The organism is Glutamicibacter uratoxydans (genome assembly GCF_006539925.1).
In the GTDB taxonomy this organism is placed as follows: Bacteria; Actinomycetota; Actinomycetes; order Actinomycetales; family Micrococcaceae; genus Glutamicibacter; species Glutamicibacter uratoxydans.
In genome coordinates, this window is the sequence record NZ_BJNY01000006.1 from 32,372 (window position 1) to 48,060 (window position 15,689).

The 15,689-nt window shown below is 62.2% G+C and carries 18 protein-coding genes and 1 pseudogene; 11 read left to right on the forward strand and 8 right to left on the reverse strand.

Annotation, left to right across the window (positions count from 1 at the left end; all coding sequences use genetic code 11):
* Nucleotides 1-41 precede the first annotated feature (41 nt).
* The 4 genes and pseudogenes from clpS to AUR04nite_RS05845 all read left to right on the forward strand — a co-directional run.
* Nucleotides 42-326, forward strand: a complete 285-nt coding sequence (gene clpS, locus AUR04nite_RS05830) for an ATP-dependent Clp protease adapter ClpS (protein ID WP_141362912.1) — start codon at nucleotides 42-44, stop codon at nucleotides 324-326.
* 2 nt (nucleotides 327-328) lie between these two features.
* Nucleotides 329-907: a DUF2017 domain-containing protein gene (locus tag AUR04nite_RS05835; RefSeq protein WP_141362914.1), complete on the forward strand. Its 579-nt coding sequence runs from the start codon at nucleotides 329-331 to the stop codon at nucleotides 905-907.
* 7 nt (nucleotides 908-914) lie between these two features.
* A complete protein-coding gene (murI, locus tag AUR04nite_RS05840) occupies nucleotides 915-1,838 on the forward strand; it encodes a glutamate racemase (RefSeq protein WP_141362916.1) in 924 nt (307 codons plus the stop codon).
* Nucleotides 1,835-2,629, forward strand: a pseudogene (locus AUR04nite_RS05845) (MBL fold metallo-hydrolase); the annotation flags it as partial. The gene murI and the pseudogene AUR04nite_RS05845, both read left to right, overlap by 4 nt.
* Nucleotides 2,630-2,822: 193 nt before the next feature.
* Here AUR04nite_RS05845 and AUR04nite_RS05850 read toward each other — a convergent pair.
* Nucleotides 2,823-3,500 carry a CatA-like O-acetyltransferase gene (locus AUR04nite_RS05850; protein WP_141362920.1) on the reverse strand — a complete coding sequence of 226 codons (678 nt, stop codon included), beginning with the start codon at nucleotides 3,498-3,500 and terminating at the stop codon, nucleotides 2,823-2,825.
* 155 nt (nucleotides 3,501-3,655) lie between these two features.
* On the opposite strand from AUR04nite_RS05850, the gene AUR04nite_RS05855 reads away from it, so the two are divergent.
* Nucleotides 3,656-4,096, forward strand: a complete 441-nt coding sequence (locus AUR04nite_RS05855) for a PACE efflux transporter (protein ID WP_141362922.1) — start codon at nucleotides 3,656-3,658, stop codon at nucleotides 4,094-4,096.
* Between the two features lie 82 nt (nucleotides 4,097-4,178).
* Here the strand turns inward: AUR04nite_RS05855 and AUR04nite_RS05860 are convergent, their stop codons facing one another.
* From AUR04nite_RS05860 to AUR04nite_RS05870, 3 genes are read right to left on the reverse strand one after another with little or no spacing between them, the layout of a single operon-like run.
* Nucleotides 4,179-5,408 carry an NAD(P)/FAD-dependent oxidoreductase gene (locus AUR04nite_RS05860; protein WP_141362924.1) on the reverse strand — a complete coding sequence of 410 codons (1,230 nt, stop codon included), beginning with the start codon at nucleotides 5,406-5,408 and terminating at the stop codon, nucleotides 4,179-4,181.
* A gap of 37 nt (nucleotides 5,409-5,445) precedes the next feature.
* On the reverse strand, nucleotides 5,446-6,105 hold the full coding sequence (gene folE / locus AUR04nite_RS05865; RefSeq protein WP_246055400.1) for a GTP cyclohydrolase I FolE: 660 nt from the start codon (nucleotides 6,103-6,105) through the stop codon (nucleotides 5,446-5,448).
* A complete protein-coding gene (locus tag AUR04nite_RS05870) occupies nucleotides 6,102-6,575 on the reverse strand; it encodes a hypothetical protein (RefSeq protein ID WP_141362926.1) in 474 nt (157 codons plus the stop codon). Before AUR04nite_RS05870 ends, folE begins: the two co-directional genes overlap by 4 nt.
* Nucleotides 6,576-6,666: 91 nt before the next feature.
* Between AUR04nite_RS05870 and AUR04nite_RS05875 the strand changes: the two genes are divergently transcribed.
* The 3 genes from AUR04nite_RS05875 to rdgB are packed head-to-tail and all read left to right on the forward strand — an operon-like array spanning nucleotide 6,667 to nucleotide 8,738.
* Entirely contained in the window at nucleotides 6,667-7,362 is a 696-nt protein-coding gene (locus AUR04nite_RS05875) for a helix-turn-helix transcriptional regulator (protein ID WP_141362928.1), read from the forward strand.
* Between the two features lie 9 nt (nucleotides 7,363-7,371).
* Nucleotides 7,372-8,106 carry a ribonuclease PH gene (gene rph / locus AUR04nite_RS05880; RefSeq protein ID WP_141362930.1) on the forward strand — a complete coding sequence of 245 codons (735 nt, stop codon included), beginning with the start codon at nucleotides 7,372-7,374 and terminating at the stop codon, nucleotides 8,104-8,106.
* Nucleotides 8,103-8,738 carry an RdgB/HAM1 family non-canonical purine NTP pyrophosphatase gene (rdgB, locus tag AUR04nite_RS05885; RefSeq protein ID WP_141362932.1) on the forward strand — a complete coding sequence of 212 codons (636 nt, stop codon included), beginning with the start codon at nucleotides 8,103-8,105 and terminating at the stop codon, nucleotides 8,736-8,738. Before rph ends, rdgB begins: the two co-directional genes overlap by 4 nt.
* Nucleotides 8,739-8,815: 77 nt before the next feature.
* Here rdgB and AUR04nite_RS05890 read toward each other — a convergent pair whose 3' ends face one another.
* From AUR04nite_RS05890 to AUR04nite_RS05900, 3 genes are read right to left on the reverse strand one after another with little or no spacing between them, the layout of a single operon-like run.
* Nucleotides 8,816-10,462, reverse strand: coding sequence for a CotH kinase family protein (locus AUR04nite_RS05890; RefSeq protein WP_141362934.1), 1,647 nt, complete (start codon nucleotides 10,460-10,462; stop codon nucleotides 8,816-8,818).
* Complete coding sequence (locus AUR04nite_RS05895) at nucleotides 10,459-11,247, reverse strand: polyphosphate polymerase domain-containing protein (RefSeq protein WP_141362936.1); 789 nt, start codon at nucleotides 11,245-11,247, stop codon at nucleotides 10,459-10,461. The genes AUR04nite_RS05890 and AUR04nite_RS05895 overlap by 4 nt, the downstream gene beginning before the upstream one ends.
* Nucleotides 11,244-11,891, reverse strand: a complete 648-nt coding sequence (locus AUR04nite_RS05900; RefSeq protein ID WP_141362938.1) for a DUF4956 domain-containing protein — start codon at nucleotides 11,889-11,891, stop codon at nucleotides 11,244-11,246. Before AUR04nite_RS05900 ends, AUR04nite_RS05895 begins: the two co-directional genes overlap by 4 nt.
* A 349-nt stretch (nucleotides 11,892-12,240) precedes the next feature.
* On the opposite strand from AUR04nite_RS05900, the gene AUR04nite_RS05905 reads away from it, so the two are divergent.
* From AUR04nite_RS05905 to AUR04nite_RS05915, 3 genes are read left to right on the forward strand one after another with little or no spacing between them, the layout of a single operon-like run.
* Complete coding sequence (locus tag AUR04nite_RS05905; RefSeq protein ID WP_174787861.1) at nucleotides 12,241-12,600, forward strand: GntR family transcriptional regulator; 360 nt, start codon at nucleotides 12,241-12,243, stop codon at nucleotides 12,598-12,600.
* 40 nt (nucleotides 12,601-12,640) lie between these two features.
* Nucleotides 12,641-13,558, forward strand: coding sequence for an ABC transporter ATP-binding protein (locus AUR04nite_RS05910; protein ID WP_141362940.1), 918 nt, complete (start codon nucleotides 12,641-12,643; stop codon nucleotides 13,556-13,558).
* On the forward strand, nucleotides 13,555-14,250 hold the full coding sequence (locus AUR04nite_RS05915; protein ID WP_141362942.1) for a hypothetical protein: 696 nt from the start codon (nucleotides 13,555-13,557) through the stop codon (nucleotides 14,248-14,250). The genes AUR04nite_RS05910 and AUR04nite_RS05915 overlap by 4 nt, the downstream gene beginning before the upstream one ends.
* A 63-nt stretch (nucleotides 14,251-14,313) precedes the next feature.
* Here AUR04nite_RS05915 and AUR04nite_RS05920 read toward each other — a convergent pair whose 3' ends face one another.
* Nucleotides 14,314-15,540 (reverse strand): MFS transporter, encoded by a 1,227-nt coding sequence (locus AUR04nite_RS05920; RefSeq protein WP_141362944.1) that lies wholly within the window; start codon nucleotides 15,538-15,540, stop codon nucleotides 14,314-14,316.
* Between the last annotated feature and the right edge of the window lie 149 nt (nucleotides 15,541-15,689).

Here is a 15,689-nt window from a genome sequence, read left to right on the forward strand (position 1 = left end):
GCCGCCGTGTGGCGCACAGGCATCGGGCGTAAAATGGGGGCATGACCGCAATGCCCGATGTACTATCTTCCCCGCAGGCCCGGGTGGTTCCCGAGAAGGCGTGGCGCCTGATCGTGTGGAACGACCCGGTGAATTTGATGAGCTATGTCTCCTATGTTTTCCGCTCCTACTTCGGCTTCTCCCAGCAGCGCGCCGACACATTGATGATGCAGGTGCACAACGACGGCTCCTGCACCGTGCGCAGCGGCTCCCGCGAAGCCATCGAATCCGATGTGCAGGCGATGCACAACTTCGGCCTGCAGGCCACCATGACCCAGGAGGACTAGGGGTGGCCAAGGCCTTCAAGAACGGCTCGCGCGGCATCACCGGCTCGCTGCATTCGGCCGAGCGCAAGCTGCTGCGCGAACTGTTCGGCGACATCATCCACATGCTCGAAGAGCGCGCCGAGGTGCACCGGCTGCCCGATGACATCGACCCGCTCTACGCGCTGACAGGCATCCGTCCGGCCGAGCTGGCGCTGCCGCCGATCAAGGACGCGGCGCTGGCCCGGCTGCTGCCGGATGCCAGCGATGACAAGGAGATCGCCGACGAGCACCGCCGGCTCACCGAGGCGGACCTGATCTCGGAGAAGCTCGGACGGCTGCGCGAGGCGCAGTTTTTGCTGGAAACCGATAAAATCGTGCTTGATCCGGCCGGAGCCCAGCGCTTCGCGCAGGCGCTGAACGATGTGCGCCTGGTGCTCGCGCAGCGCCTGGACATCCGCGACGAGGCAGACTCCGAGCGGATCGCGCAGATGGTCGACGCCAAGGATGTCACCAGTCCGGAGGAATACCTGGCGCTGGTCTACAACCTGGTCTCCTGGGTGCAGGACACACTGATGTTCGCGCTGATGGACGCCGAGAACTAGGAAGCACGTGAATTCATTTTTTGCCACCGGACAGGTTTCGGTGCCAGAAGCCAATACCCCCATCGGCATCTTCGATTCGGGCGTGGGCGGGCTGACGGTGGCCCGCGCCATCATCGACCAGCTGCCCGGCGAGTCGCTGATCTACGTGGGGGACACCAAGAACTCGCCCTACGGCCCGCTGCCCATCGCACAGGTGCGCGCCAATGCGCTGGGCGTGATGGACGAGCTGGTCGACGCCGGGGTGAAACTGCTGGTCATCGCCTGCAACTCGGCCTCTGCGGCGGTGCTGCGCGATGCCCGCGAACGCTACACCGCACGCTACGGCATCCCGGTGGTGGAGGTCATCCAGCCGGCGGTGCGACGCGCGGTGGCAGGCACCAAGAACGGCAAGATCGGCATCATCGGCACCCAGGCCACCGTGGGCTCGCGCGCCTATGAGGACGCCTTCGCCGCGGCGCCGAACCTGGAAGTCACCTCCGTGGCCTGCCCGCGCTTCGTCGAATTCGTGGAGTCCGGCGTTACCGCAGGAGCCGAGCTGCTGGGCGTGGCCGAGGAATACCTGGCTCCGCTGCAGGCCGCCGGGGTGGACACCTTGATCCTGGGCTGCACCCACTACCCGCTGCTGACGGGCGTGATCTCCTATGTGATGGGGGATTCGGTGACCCTGGTGTCCTCCGCTGAGGAGACCGCCAAGGACGCCTTCCGGGCGCTGACCCGGCATTCGCTGGTGCGCGATGACGGGGTTGCGGCGCGTCACGAATTCCTTGCCACGGGCAACGCTGATAGTTTTGGGGTACTGGCACGCCGTTTCCTCGGCCCCGAGGTCTCAGCGGTGCGCCATGTGGACCATGTGGCCGCCCACTATCCGACCGGAGCCATCGCGCGGATCACCCCGCAGATGATTGCCGCGTCGAAAGCGAGTACCGAATGAAGCTGACCATCATTGGATGCACCGGGTCTTTCCCTGGGCCGGGATCGCCCGCGTCCTGCTACCTGGTGTCGGCCTTTGATGGCACCCGGGACTGGAAGATCCTGCTGGACCTCGGCTCCGGCGCACTGGGCGTGCTGCAGCGCTACACGGACCTGAAAGACATCGACGGGATCATGATTTCCCACCTGCACCCGGACCACTGCATGGACCTGTGCGGTCTGCATGTAGCGATCCGCTGGGATCCCAACGGCTGGGGCCGGGAGAAGATGCTGGTGCACGGCCCGGCGGACACCGCGAACCGCATCGAGACCGCCTATGGGCTGCCCGAAGGCGACACGATGCACCAGGACTATAACTTCAAGGTATGGGAATCGCTGAAGCCGGTGCACATCGGCCCGTTCACCATCACCCCGTACCCGGTGCGCCACCCGATCGAGGAAGCCTACGCGCTGCGCGTTGAAGCGCACGAGCCGGGTCCCGACGGCGAGATCCTCACCAGCGTGCTGACCTATTCGGGGGACACCGACTCCTGCGACGGACTGGTGGACGCCGCGCGCAAGGCCGACATGTTCCTCTGCGAGGCGGCCTTCGAAGAGGGCCGCGACGACCACATTGACGGGGTGCACCTGACCGGCAAGCGCGCCGGCGAAATGGCCACCGCGGCGCAGGCCGAACGCCTGCTGCTCACCCACATTCCGGTGTGGACCGACATCAACAAGGTCGTGGACGAGGCCAAGGAAACCTATGACCGCGGCATCGCCGTGGCGGTGTCCGGAGTGACCTATGGGGTGTACTCCGGCAGCCTGAAGGACGGGAAGGACCCCGAGCTGTTCAAGGGCGACAAGGGCACCGACTACCTCAAGACGCGCACCGGCTCGCTGCCGGTGGTCACCTACGAGAAGACCCGCAAATTCCCGCTGCTCAAGCGCAAGAAATAGCTCCGCGCAGCATCGACCCCACGGCTAGGCACCGAAGCACCGGTGCCTAGCCGTGGGCGTTAAACCACGTCAGGTCGCTGCACAATTCGGCGAAGTACTCCAGCAGCCGTGCGCTGTGGAAGCCGTCCATGGCGGCATGGTGCACCTGCAGCGCCACCGGCAGGTAGACCCGGCCGGCGCGCTCCGCATATTTTCCGAGGGTGATGATCGGCGCCAGGTGCCCCTGGTCCTTGGCGATGTTCAGGTTGAACCCGGTAAACGATGCCCAAGGGATCGAGGAAATATCGAAGCTGTTCGCCGGAGGCTCGCCCAGCGGGAAGAACTGCGTGCTGGATTTGTGCTCCTGGAGCAGCTGCGCCACATGGTCGTGGAATTCGGCGAAGTCGCCGTTGTAGTGTGCGGGGACGGCGCAGAAGCTTTCGGTTTCAGGATTGAACACGGTGAACACCGGGTGCACCACCGGCCAGATCGCGGGCTTTCCCTCGGAATCCAGGGTCAGGCGGGCCTCGGGAAGCCTGTTGACCGCCGTCGCCAGCAGCCAAATCTGCGTTGGATACGTCTTGAACCTTGAATCATGCAGCGCATAGACAAGGTCAGTGACATCGATGTCGAGCGTCATCGAGTAGGTGCAGGGGGAAGCCTGCAGGAAATGCTGGAACTGCTCGGCGCGGGGCCAGGCAGCCAGATCGATGGGTTGTGCTTCGGGGCTGGTGGGGCTGCTCATGAGCACATCTTTGCACGAATTAGCCGAAGGTGAGCTTAATGACCAGAAGATGCCATGCATTTTTGTGCGTGCTACCTTGGTGGTTAACCAACAACGACCATGGACGCGAACCCTGATTCAGGACTTCCTGTGGTGAACCGCAAGGAGAGAAAATCGTGTCCGCATCGCTTCGTCGTCTTGTCTATGTCCTGTCCTACGAGCTCATCGCCGTGGCCGCGACAACCTTTGGCCTATGGGCCCTGGGCTATTCCGGGTCGCACTCCTCGATGGTGGCAGTGGTTTCCTCGGGTACCGCCCTGGTCTGGAACTACCTGTTCAACCTGCTCTTTGAATCCTGGGAACGACGCCAGGCATCCACCCGTCGCACGCTGGCCCGCCGCATCGCCCACGCGCTGGGCTTTGAGGGCGGTCTGGTGCTCATCCTGGTTCCGCTGCTGGCGCTGATCCTGCAGGTGGGCATCCTTGAAGCCCTGGTGCTGGAGGCAGGGCTGCTGGTCTTCTTCCTGGTCTACACCTTCGTGTTTGCGTGGGCCTTCGACCAGCTGGTCCCCGCGCCGCACAGCAGGCCGCAGGAGGCGGAAGCCCTGCACAGCTGAGCGCAATAACGCCGACGGCGGCCCGCTGCCTGAAGATCTCCAGGTGGCGGGCCGCCGCGCTGTGCAAGGGGCCGCGAAGGGCCTAGAGCTCGCCCAGCGGCACCGAAGGATCGGCCAGCTTGGCGGCATCCACGCTCCTGCCCGAGAGGATCAGCGACTTCACGTCGTCGACCACATCCCAGACGTTCACGTTCATGCCGGCCAGCACCCTGCCTTCGGCGCTGACCCAGAAGGCGAGGAATTCCAGCGAACCTGCGTCGCCGCGCACCACGATCTTGTCATAGGAGCCGTTGGGAGCATTCCCGATGTACTCCATGCCCAGATCGTATTGGTCGCTGAAGAAGTACGGCAGCTCGGTGTATTCGGTGGGTTGTCCGGTGATGCTGGCGGCCACCGCGGCGGGCTGGTTCAGGGCTGTAGCCCAGTGCTCCACGCGCACGCGGTGCCCCAGGACCGGGTGGGCCTGGTTGGCAATGTCTCCCACCGCAAAGATTTCCGGGTTGCTGGTGCGCAGCGCGGCATCCACCAGCACGCCGTTCTCCACATCCAGGCCTGCCGACTCGGCGAGCTGAACCTCGGGGGCCACGCCGATGCCGATGACCACGGCATCCGCCGGGACGACCTCGCCGCCGGCCAGCATGACGCCGGTGGCCGCGGACCCCTCAACGGCCAGCTCGGTGATTTTCACCCCGGTGCGCAGGTTCACGCCGTGGTCGGTGTGCAGCTTGGCAAAGACCGCCGCATTTTCAGGGCCCAGGACGTTCAGCAGCGGCGCCGCGGCGCCCTCCAGGATGGTCACGTTGGTTTCCGCCGCCCGGGCGGCCGCCGCTACTTCCAGCCCGATCCAGCCGCCGCCGATGATCACGAGGTTCTTGCCCTTGCCGAAGTGGCTGCGGATGTTGGTGGAGTCCTCCACTGTGCGCAGGTAGTAGACGTTGGACGCATCGGTGCCCGGCAGCGGCAGGCGGCGGGCCGCTGAACCAGTGGCCAGGATCAGCTTGTCCCAGCCCACGATCTCGCCTGCCTCGGTGGCCAGGGTCTTGGCCTCGGGGTCGATGGAGACAACGCGCGTGTTCTGGTGCACGCTGATCTCGTGCTCCTGGTACCACTGCCCATCGTGCACCAGCGCGTCGGCGAATTCACTCTTGGACTGCAGGTAGTCCTTGGAGAACGGCGGGCGCTCGTAGGGAAGGTGGTCTTCTGCGGCGAAGATGCTGATGGCTCCCTCGAAGCCCTTGGCGCGCAGCTCTTCTGCGCTCTTGGCGCCGGCCAGACCGCCGCCGATGATTGCCACATGCTGTTGATTGCCCATCACAGGGTCCTCTCGATCAATGTACCGTGAAAATCTGCTAGTTCATCAGCCCGGAGAACGACAAGAATTCCTGCCGGGCGCTGGTGCTGTGGCGCAGGTGGCCCAGCAGCGCCGAGGTGACGGTGCTGGTGCCCGGGGTATTGACTCCGCGCAGCGTCATGCAGGAATGCTCGGCGGCGATGACAACGCCCACCGCGCGCGGGTTCAGCTCGTCCTGCAGCCAAGTGGCGATCTGCTGGGTGAGCCGTTCCTGGGTCTGCGGGCGGCAGGAGAAGTGCTCGACGATGCGCGCAAGCTTCGACAGCCCGACAATGCGCTCGCCGGGCAGGTAGCCGACGCAGGCTTTTCCGGTGAAGGGCAGCAGATGGTGCTCGCACAGGGAGCGCACCGGGATGTCGCGCACCATGACCAGCTGGTCGTACTTCTCCTCGTTGGGGAAGGTGGTCAGGTTGAACTCGCGCGGGGTGAGCATCTGCGCCCAGGCCTGCGCCATGCGGGCAGGGGAGCGCTGCAGGTGCACCGCGTTCAAGTCCATGCCCAGCGCCGCGAGGAAATCGGCCGCGGCGCGTTCGGCGGCGTCCAGGTCCATCCGGTGCTGGCCACCGCCGGCAGGAACCCTGACCGGCAGGCCCAGGCCTGCCGGATCAAGCTCCCCTTCCAGTTCGATGCCTTCGTCGAGCTGCGTGAAGTGACTCATTTGCGTCCACCTTGGGAATGTCGTGCGCCCCACGGGGCGTCGTATTGATTGGCGAGGCGAGAGAGCGCAAGGGCCGCTACAAGCAGGCCGACATCGCGCAGGGCTACATCAAGAACGCCGCCGAGCAGCAGCAGGTTCACCACGATGCCGGCCAGCCACAGGGCCACCACGTAGCTGGCATAGCGCGGTTTGACGGCAATGCCGATCGCGGCGAAGATTTCCACGGCTCCCACGATGTACATCGCGCTCTGCGCAGAGAACGGCAGGAATCCGACAACCCAGCCTGCCAGATAGTCCGGCCAATAGGTCATCACATTGGCGAACTTGTCCAGTCCCATCAACAACGGCAGGACGACAAATCCAATGCGCAAAATCCAGAATGCGCTGAACGACGGATCCGTACGGACCCGTGCACCAAAGCTTGCCTGAGTCAGTGAAGCCGAAGGCCTTTCACTGAATGCAGCATTCATGATCACCACCCTCTAAAACTAATGTTCGTAAGTCTTAGAATTCTCCCCGGAAACCTTTTTGTCAAGATCCATTGTTGATAGAATTTGGAATATGACGAAGAACCAGAAAACAACATCAGATGCGGTGCTTAAATCGCTGGGTGACCCGGTTCGACGACGTCTGTTCGACTTCGTGTCGCAAAGCAGTGCGCCGGTGGGCCGCGATGAAGCCGCCAAGGCTTCCGGGACCAGCAGGACCCTGGCCGCCTACCACCTGGACAAGCTCACCGAAGCCGGACTGCTGGCAACCACCTTTGCCAGAATCCAGGGCAAGACCGGTCCCGGGGCTGGGCGCCCTGCCAAACTCTACGAACTGGCACAGGAAGAGGTCTCGCTGAGCGTGCCCCCGCGCAACTACCGGCTCCTGTCGAGCCTGCTGGCCGCCGCCGCGGCGGCCGACGAGTCCGGCATGGTCCAGCAGGCGCTGCTGGAAGCCGCGCGCAGCGAAGGCGAAAGCCTGGGCGCCGGAGCAGATGATTTGATGCAGCTGCTCGACGAGCTGGGCTACGCGCCGGTGCAGGAGGACGACGGCAGCATCTGCATGGAAAACTGCCCTTTCCACATGGTGGCCCAGCATCAAACACAGCTGGTGTGCTCCATGAACTACCACCTGATCGACGGGGTGCTGCGGGGCTGCGCCTGCACCTCGGCTCAGGCGGAACTGAGCCCGCGGCCCGGAAAATGCTGTGTGGTGATCCACCCCGACTCCCAATCGTCAGTTGGTAAATTGCCGCCTGTTGGTGGATAGGATGGAATCATGACTTTACGTGCTGACGGCCGAGGCGCCGCGCAACTTCGAGACATTACCATCACCCGCGGCTGGTCCGCCCAGGCAGAGGGGTCTGCGCTGATTGAATTCGGCAACACCCGCGTGCTGTGCACCGCTTCCTTCACCGAAGGCGTGCCGCGCTGGCTCAAGGGCGAGGGCACCGGCTGGGTCACCGCCGAATACGCCATGCTCCCTCGCGCCACCAATACCCGCAACTCCCGCGAATCGGTCAAGGGCAAGCTGTCCGGCCGCACCCACGAAATCTCACGCCTGATCGGCCGTTCGCTGCGTGCAGTGGTGGACACCAAGGAACTGGGCGAAAACACCATCGTGCTCGACTGCGATGTGCTGCAGGCTGACGGCGGCACCCGCACCGCGGCCATCACCGGCGCCTATGTGGCGCTGGCCGAGGCCGTCGAATGGGCCCGTTCCCAGGGCATCCTGAAGCCGAATGCCAAGGTGCTCTCCGACTCGGTCGCCGCCATCTCGGTGGGCATCATCGACGGAACCCCGATGCTCGACCTGCCCTACGAGGAAGACTCGCGCGCCGAGACCGATATGAACGTCGTGGTCACCGGCTCCGGCGACTTCGTCGAAGTGCAGGGCACCGCCGAAGGCGTGCCGTTCAAGCGCGAAGAACTCGACTCGCTGCTGGACCTGGCGCTGATCGGCACCACCGAGCTGGCGCAGATCCAGCGCGACACCCTGCGGGCCGGCAAATGAGCGCACCGGTAGTAGTCCTCGCCTCGCACAACGCAGGCAAGCTGCGCGAACTGCGCGAGCTGCTGCGCGGCCAGGTGCCGGGCCTGGACGTCGACACCCAGGTCATCGACGCAGCGACCGCCGGCGCCACCGACCCGGTGGAAGACCAGGTGACCTTCGAAGGCAATGCGCTGAAGAAGGCCCGCGAAGTCGCCGCGAGCACCGGGCTGATCGCCCTGGCCGACGACTCCGGGCTCAGCGTTGATGTGCTCGGCGGCGCGCCGGGCATCTTCTCCGCCCGCTGGTCCGGCGTGCACGGCAATGACGAAGGCAACATCGACCTGCTGCTGGCGCAGTTGGGCGACATCGCCGCCGAGCACCGCGGCGCACAGTTCGTCTGCGCCGCAGCCCTGGCCACACCAACCGGCAACGAGCACGTCGAGCTGGGCAAGGTGGAAGGCATCTTGCGCACCGAACGCGCCGGAGAGCACGGCTTTGGCTACGACCCGATCTTTGAGCCGTCCGGCTCGGGCAAGACCATGGCTGAGCACACCCCGGAGGAAAAGAACGCCACCTCGCACAGGGCCCGCGCATTCGCCGCCCTGCTGCCTGCGATCATCGACGAGGTCACCAAGGCGCTGGCCGCCTCCTGATCCCGCCGCCACGCGACAAGAATTCGGCCCCGCAGTTCTCGGCTCGAAAACTGCGGGGCCGAACTATGCACAGCCTCTTATGACTGGTCGGCCAGAGTCGAGGCGTTGGAAGAGGGCTCGTCCTCTTCTTCCGAGCGAGGCTGCACGCTGCCTGGCTGGCTGCTGCTGACATCTGCGGTGAAATACGCCGCGATCTTTGACGACTCGCTGGCGATGGTCTCTGCATCGACGAGGTCCACCGCTTGCTCGGTCAGCAATGTGCTCCACTTGTCCAAGATCTTTTTGGCGGTGCCGGAGTCATAGAGCTTGGTTTTCAGCTCGCTCTTGGCCTGCTCTACTTTGGCGTTGAATTCGTCATTGGCCAAGAACCGTGTGACCAGAGGATTGCTCTTGGAGCCAAAGCCGCGTCCGCCTTGGGTTTGCGCATCATCGGGCTTGGCCCCATCCTGACCGCCTGGCATCTGCGGGCGCTTGCCGTTGCCGGGGTCCATGCCCTGGAATGTGATGTCGTTAGGCATTTTTCCTTCCACCAGCGACTTCAAGACTGTGATCAGCTGCGCGCCGCTGTTCAAAGCCATCCCTTCGGGCAGTGCGGCGCCATCGGGGAGGACGCCCTTCAAAATCTGGGTCTTGGCATCTGCAAGGTCAGCGCCATCGGGCAAAAACTGCTTCAGCAGCGAATCGCTGTCAAAATCCTGCCGGCGGCCGGGATTTTGTCCTCCATCCGGATTCTTGCCCCAGCCCATGCCTCCAAATGAGAGGTTCTGGTCCCAGGCGACCACTGTCATGGTGCCGTTGGATTGGTCATAGCGCAGGTATGAATTATTGCCGGGGCCGTCGATATCGTCGCTGTTGGAGACCAAATCCTGCATCGCCAGATAGGCGGCGAACTGGTTGACATCCAGCTTCTGTGCCAGCTGCGAAGCGAAGTCTTCATCCGAAGAATTGTTCACAAAGTTCAAGAATTCGGCCACCGGGGTGAGAACCTCTCGGCCTGATTCGACGCTGAACGCCGATTCGTAGTCGCTACCCTGATCTCCGCGGTAGGAGTAGTCCCCGCTGGCGTCGGCTTTGTAGGTGATGCCGTCTTCGTTGAACGATTCCTGGCTGTACAGTTCGTCCGACGGATTGTCGATGACCAGCCTCAGTTGGGCGTCCTTTCCGTTGAACGTGAACCGCGTGGCTGCTGCGTGTTCGGTGGCAAGTCCTGCCTCGCCCAGCAGTTCGAGTGCCACCGCCTCATTGAGCGAGGTCTGGGAGTTATTGGTTCGCACCACAAATTGGGTGCGTCCGGAATAGCTTTGGCCTTTCACGTATTTGTCCAGTCGGATCTGCCAGGGCAGGTCCGCCGCATTGGAACTGGTATCTGCCTGTCGAAGAGTCGAATTGCCCTTCAACCTCAGACCGACATTGGTGAATTCTTTCCCGTCGATGGTGACAGTCGCGCTGACCCATTCCTTGGACTGGTCGTCTTCATAGGCCTTGAGCGCTTTCTGCACGGAATCTTCGGATACCTCGACGTTGATCTCGTGGACCTTGTCGCTGTTGAAGAAGCTTGCGGTTTCGGTGCTGACACTGGTGTTGATGACGCTGCTGCTTTGTGAATCAGGTGAAGCCGAAGCAGAGCAGCCTGCCAAGGCGAGAGCCGCAATGGACAGGGAAGCGGCCAGCATGTTGAGGCGGGAGTAGCGTCGTCCCGGACGGTCGGGGACTGGTGGGTTCATAGCGAAGACTCCTCAGGGTGGAGGTGAAATTGGGTGGTCAGTTTGTGCTTGGTGCTGTGATGCCATCGGTTGGCCGGCAGGCTTTGATTCATCAGGCTCATGCCGGTGGCGAATTTTGAGATTCTCGATGGCCGGATGCCGTGCTGCCACAGCAGCTTGTCGGCAGGCCCTGCATGATGGGCTGACTTGGTTTCCACGATGACTTCACTGCAGCGCAGCAGTGAACCCGAGGAAGGATCGCGCCATGTCAGCTGCTCGTCGACCGTGACGCGGCTGTTCGTTGCCGCCAGGTACAGGGTGGTCCGGGCATAGGAGGATTCGATCACCGCGCTGAGCTGGGCTAGATCGATCGGGCATGCGCCCAGGTCCGATTCCAAGGTTGAGGCAATGTAGGCCAGTGCCGCCTTGTCCAAGTCGCTGCTGCGCAGGTAGTCGTGTTCGATTCGTTCCTTGACGGTTTGGGACCGGGCGCCTTCGGTTTTGACCTCCAGATAGCACTGCAGGGAGTCCGTATAGCTGCGGGTGCGGATCTTGAAGCGCCGACGTCGGGGGTGTGCTGCCAAGTAGTAGCTGGTCAGCTGTGGGGTGTCGAAGTACATGGAGCGATAGCGGAATGACCTGAGCCCGTCGATGGCGAGGATGCGGGCCCCCGAGGCCAGCATCGGCAACAGTCGATCTGCTTGAAGCGATGAAAGTATGTATTTCCGGTCGGTTCGGGTTTGCAGGGCAGCGGCTTCATTCAGCGCGTCCAGACTGATTGCTGCAAGGTCGGATGCCCAGGTCATCGGGTCTCCTGGACAAGTGCTTGAGGGCTGGGAGCTGAGAACTGTGCGGAAGTAGCAGCAGAGTTTGTCTCTATAGGCTCCGCACCGGTGACTGGGGGAGTTGCGGCTGAGAAGCGGACTCGGAGAACGGTCTTGTCATTGACCAGATCCAGCAGCTGCACCGTGTACTGGTGAATTCTTGCTCCGCCCAGTACCTGGCTCAGGTATGACTCGAGTTGTTCTTCTGTGGCAAAAGTGCGGTCAAGCACGACTTCCTGGTGGCGGTAGCGGCGGAGGACCTTTGAATTGTCGACCACCAGCATGACCACCAGGATCAGCGCAATCAGCGCCATGGCGACCCACAGGGGCGAAGGGGTCATGCCGGAAATTAGTCCAATGGCCAGGGCCGAGAAGTAGTAGGCGATTTCGTGCTGCTCAAGCTCATTTGACCTCAGTCGAATGATCGAGAGCACCCCGAACAGCCCCATGCCGAGGCCGATGCCCACGGTGCTGGAGGACAGCGCTGCGGCCACGGCAAAGACACCGATATTGATGCCGAAATAGGACACAAACAGATCCCGCCTGCGGTGCCGCGGCAGGTACAAGCATGCTGTCAGGATGCTGATGGCGACGAGGTCGACCACAGCGAAAAGCAGGATATTCATCGGATTGATTCCTTGAAAGAAAATCGGGAAGGGGGTCTTTCCAAGGCTTGTATCTGTGGCTGTGCGACAACTTTGGCATCATCTTGAAACGGCTAAGGAGCAGGTCAATATCGTAATTTTTGATTGATTGGGGTGAGGTTTCCTGTGGATGAAAATTGCAGAATCTAGCCTATTTTCAGGTTTTATCCGGGATTTAGTATGCGAATAGTTTGCACTTTCTATGAGTCGTCCCGTTGAGGGGGTTGCATGTGGCGCCACTGTGGTTCTATGGTTAGTTACATGAGTAACTAACCAGCTAACTAAGTGGTTGGTAACAGTTGAAATTGTCGGCAACAGAGAGGAGTCGGAAGTGATCGATGATTCCAAGCCGATCTTTCTGCAGATTGCCGAACTGATTGAGAACGACATCATCTCCGGCGTATTGGCCGAAGAATCGCAGGTTCCATCGACAAACGAGTTCGCAGCCTTCTATCGGATCAATCCAGCAACTGCCGCCAAGGGAATCAACAGGCTGGTTGACGAGGGGCTGCTATATAAGAAGCGGGGAATCGGGATGTTTGTGGTCCAAGGTGCACCAGAAAAATTGCGCCAGCAGCGCCGTGAACATTTCGCGAATCAGTTCATCGCCCCGCTGAAAGCCGAAGCAGCCAAGCTCGGCATCAACGAAGATGAACTGCTTGCCATGATCAAAGCCAACTCGCCGACTTAGCCATTGTGCGGCGGGTTGCAATAAACATCAGGAACGAGCCATGAGTGAAGCCCCAGCAATTCTCACCCGGGCGCTGAGCAAAACTTACAAGGATGTCCGCGCCCTGGACAACGTCAACCTCGAACTTCCAGCAAACCGAATCTACGGACTGCTGGGACGCAACGGAGCCGGAAAGACGACGCTCATGTCGATTCTGACCGGGCAGAACTTCGCCACGGAGGGAGAAGCTGAGATCTTTGGCCACACACCCTTCGAACACGATCCCACCCTGTCGCGCATCTGCTTCATCCGGGAGTCGCAGAAATACCCAGATGACTTCAAAGCTTCTCAGGCATTCAAAGCAGCAGCGATCTTCTTTGAGAACTGGAATGAAGAATTGGCGCAGGATCTGGTCCGAGCGTTCAACCTGCCCGTAAAACGCAGAATTAAAAAGCTTTCCCGTGGACAGCTGTCGGCGGTCGGCGTCATCATCGGCATGGCATCGCGCGCCGAGATCACGTTCTTCGACGAACCCTATCTGGGCCTGGACGCTGTAGCCCGGCAGATCTTCTACGACCGACTGATTGAAGATTTTGCGCAGTTCCCGCGGACCATTGTCCTGTCAAGCCATCTGATCGACGAGGTGTCCAACCTCTTGGAGCACGTGATCGTCATCGACCAGGGGCGAATCGTCATCAACGCGGAAGCCGAAGAGCTGCAGGGAGCGGCCTTCACCGTCACCGGCAATGCGCAGAAGGTCGCTCAATTCACTGCCGGATGCAAGGTGCTGCACCGCGATGCGCTGGGCAGCCTTGCAAGTTTGACGGTCCAAGGACGGCTCAGCGATCAGCAGCGCCGCGAAGCGGCAGAGCTTGGACTGGACCTCAGCCCGGTGTCCCTGCAGCAGCTGGTCGTGCGCAGCACATTGAATGCAGCCGCCGACCAGAACGGAACCATGGAACAGGAGGCGCGCAAATGAACCGCATCATCAAAGTTGCCCGCATGCAGCTGATCAACAAATGGACCTTCATCGGCATTCCGCTGCTGGTTCTCGCCTGCTCGTTCCTGCTCACTTTGGCCATTTGGGCGATTGTCCGCCGAGCCGGCGCAGAGGATTCGGTGTACAGCGGCGGCGCACAGGCGCCCATGTGGTACTTCCTCGCCCTGGGCATCCAGGCGCTGACGCTGACCTTCCCGTTCTCTATGGCAATGAGCGTCTCACGGCGTACGTTCTATCTGGGAACCGTGGCGCTGTTCAGCGTGTGCGCCTTGGCATTGTCGATCTTTTACTACCTGATGGGACTGGTGGAAACCGCGACCAGCGGATGGGGAGTCAACGGTCAGTTCTTTGCCCTTGGATGGGTGGCCGAAAACAACGCGGTGGTCCAGATCGCCTTCTATTGGGTGCTGATGTCCCTGCTGTTCATGCTCGGCTTCTTTTCAGCCACCCTGTATATGAGGTGGCGCACCACCGGAGTGCTGCTTTTCACCATCTCGCTGGCAGTAGTGCTGCTGGGGACAGTCGCCATCATTACCTATGGGGACCACTGGCCGGCGGTGGGGCAGTGGCTGGCGGCCTGGACTGCCGGGTCCGTGACCCTGCTGGGCGCAGGACTGGCTGTCGTGCTGGCGGGAGCTTCCTATCTGACGCTGCGCAAGGCGACAGCCTAGGAAACGCAAGAAGCCTGCCACCTCGTTCTTGGCGAGGTGGCAGGCTTCTTGCTGCGGGGCGAACTAGCTCAGTTCAGCTCCGCGCCGCTCGGGAATCAGGAACATGGCGCAGAAGCCAAGCAGATAGATGACCGGCAGCATTGCCAGCGCGGCCGGGAAGCCATAGGACTGTGCGAGCAGGGCGATGACCAGCGGGGCGAAGCCGCCGACGCCGCGGCCGATGTTGAACAGCACGTTCTGTGCGGTGGCGCGGGCATGGGTCGGGTAGAGCTCGGCCAGCAGGGCGCCGTAGCCGCCCAAGGTGCCGTTGGCGAAGGCGCCCATCACGAAGCCTGCCGCCATGAGCAGCGCATGGTTGGTGATCTGCGAGTATGCGAGCACCGAAACTGCAGCGCCGATCTGGAAGATCCAGAATGCGGCACGGCGCGAGACGCGGTCGGCCACCTGGCCGAAGGCAATGATGCCGACCATCATGCCGGCGACAGTCACCGCGGTCCACAGGCTTGAACCGGTCAGGGTCATGCCGTACTGCTTGGCCAGGTAGGTCGGCAGCCAGGTCATGATGCCGAAGTAGCCGAAGTTCTGCACGCTGGTCAGGATGATCATCGCCAGCGAGATGCGGCGGGCAGCCGGGGTGTTTACCAGCGGCGCCAATGACTGGCGCAGCGACGGACGGTGATCGGACGCAGCGAATTTTTCAGGCTCTTCCACGCCCTTGCGCACGAACATCGCGAAAACCGCTGGAATCGCGCCGATGACAAAGAGTGCACGCCAGCCGAAGGCGGCGATGACCGGCGCGGAGATCAGCGCGGCGGCCAAGACGCCGCACTGGAATCCGATGCCCACCCAGCTGGTGGCCCGGGCGCGCCAACGGGCGGGGACCGCCTCGGCCGCCAGCGTCATTCCGATGCCGAACTCGCCGCCGATGCCGATGCCTGCGATAAACCGGTAGGCTGCCATGTCCCAGAAGCCTGTGGCCACCGCCGAAAGTCCGGTGAAGACGGCAAAGATCAGCACCGAGTAGGTCAGGATCTTCACGCGGCCAAACCGGTCGGCCAGCACGCCGAAGACGAATCCGCCCAGCACCGCGCCGAGCAGGGTCAGCGTCGCCAGCGAGCCTGCCTGCGGATTGCTCAGCCCGAAGCTCGCGGTGATTCCCGTCAGCGCGAAGGAGAGGATGAGCAGGTCGAAGCCGTCCAGGCCATAGCCGATGGCCGCGGCGAAGACCGCCTTGCGTGCGTACTTGTCGGATTTTTCGGCCGGTGGACTTGCCGGTGTTTGTGTGGACATGGAGGCCTTTCAGCTGCTGGGGTGATGATCGCCAAAAGTGGGCAAACGACTCAATTTTACGGCAAAACTGCGGCCGGGGCCCCATTTTTGGTGTGCTTTTGGCCATGGACGGCTGCTGCCAGCGTGCCCGCCGCAGCGGCGCGGCCGGC